The organism is Megasphaera sp. UBA4233 (assembly GCF_002395615.1).
GTDB classification, from domain to species: domain Bacteria; phylum Bacillota; class Negativicutes; order Veillonellales; family Megasphaeraceae; genus Megasphaera; species Megasphaera hexanoica.
On the sequence record NZ_DGXL01000026.1, the window covers coordinates 122,019 to 122,952 of the forward strand.

Annotated in this window: 2 protein-coding genes; both read left to right on the forward strand. The window is 49.1% G+C overall.

What is annotated here, in order from left to right; all coding sequences use genetic code 11:
• Positions 1-135, forward strand: a 135-nt coding sequence (locus B2U90_RS12570) for a hypothetical protein (protein WP_414673978.1), incomplete at its 5' end; no start/stop codon positions are given.
• A 230-nt stretch (positions 136-365) separates the two neighbouring features.
• Positions 366-934: TerC family protein (locus B2U90_RS09870; protein WP_292017680.1), on the forward strand; the 569-nt coding region annotated here is incomplete at its 3' end.

Below are 934 nucleotides of genomic sequence, written 5' to 3' on the forward strand. Positions count from 1 at the left end.
ACCATGCTGCGCGTGGAAATGGCTGACGCTGAAGCCGCTGATGAGCTCTTTACGATTCTCATGGGCGATAAGGTTGAGCCGCGCCGCCAGTTCATCGAAGAAAATGCCAAACTGGTACGCAATCTCGATATTTAAGCAAATTTTAATTTGACTTTCCCATTTTTTATGCTATAGTAATAGCATAAATCCCATACAAGGGGAGTAGCTGAACGGTCAGATATCGTCAATACGGTGCATCGCACCCGGTATGGCCGGCTATAATTTAGTAAGCAAGACCTTGTCTTACAGGTGGCCTGCGGGCGGCGTGTAGGGCGAGGTCTTTTTGGTATTTATTTTTGACGGAAAAAGGAGTTTGATTAGCTGTGATGGAATCTATATTTGCAGGGATGTTCAGCCCTGAATGGTTTGCGGCATTATCGGGGATTCTGCTTTTGGATATTCTGCTGTCGGGTGATAATGCGATTTTGATTGCACTGGCCTGCAAGAATCTGCCGGAGCATCATAAGAAAAAAGCCATCTTTATCGGTGGTTTCGGTGCAGTGTTTATCCGCATTGTATGTACGCTCTTTGCCACCAGCGTGCTGGCGGCACCTTATATCGAGTTTATCGGCGGGGCGGCACTTCTCTATATTGCCGTGAAACTGTTGACCGACCATAAGGAAAACAACGAGGAAGGCGAGGCTCCGGCAAGTTTTGGCGCAGCTGTGCGCACGATTCTGATTGCCGACTTCATCATGAGCATCGACAATATCCTGTCGCTGGCTGGTGTGGCCAATACGGTGCCGGAAGGCAAATGGAGCCTGATTATCTGCGGTCTGTTGATTTCCATTCCCATCGTATTGTTTGGGGCACAGATTTTCCTGAAGCTCATGCAGAAGGTTCCTGCCCTTATCTATGGTGGTGCGGCCATCCTGGGCTGGACGGCGGCAGAACT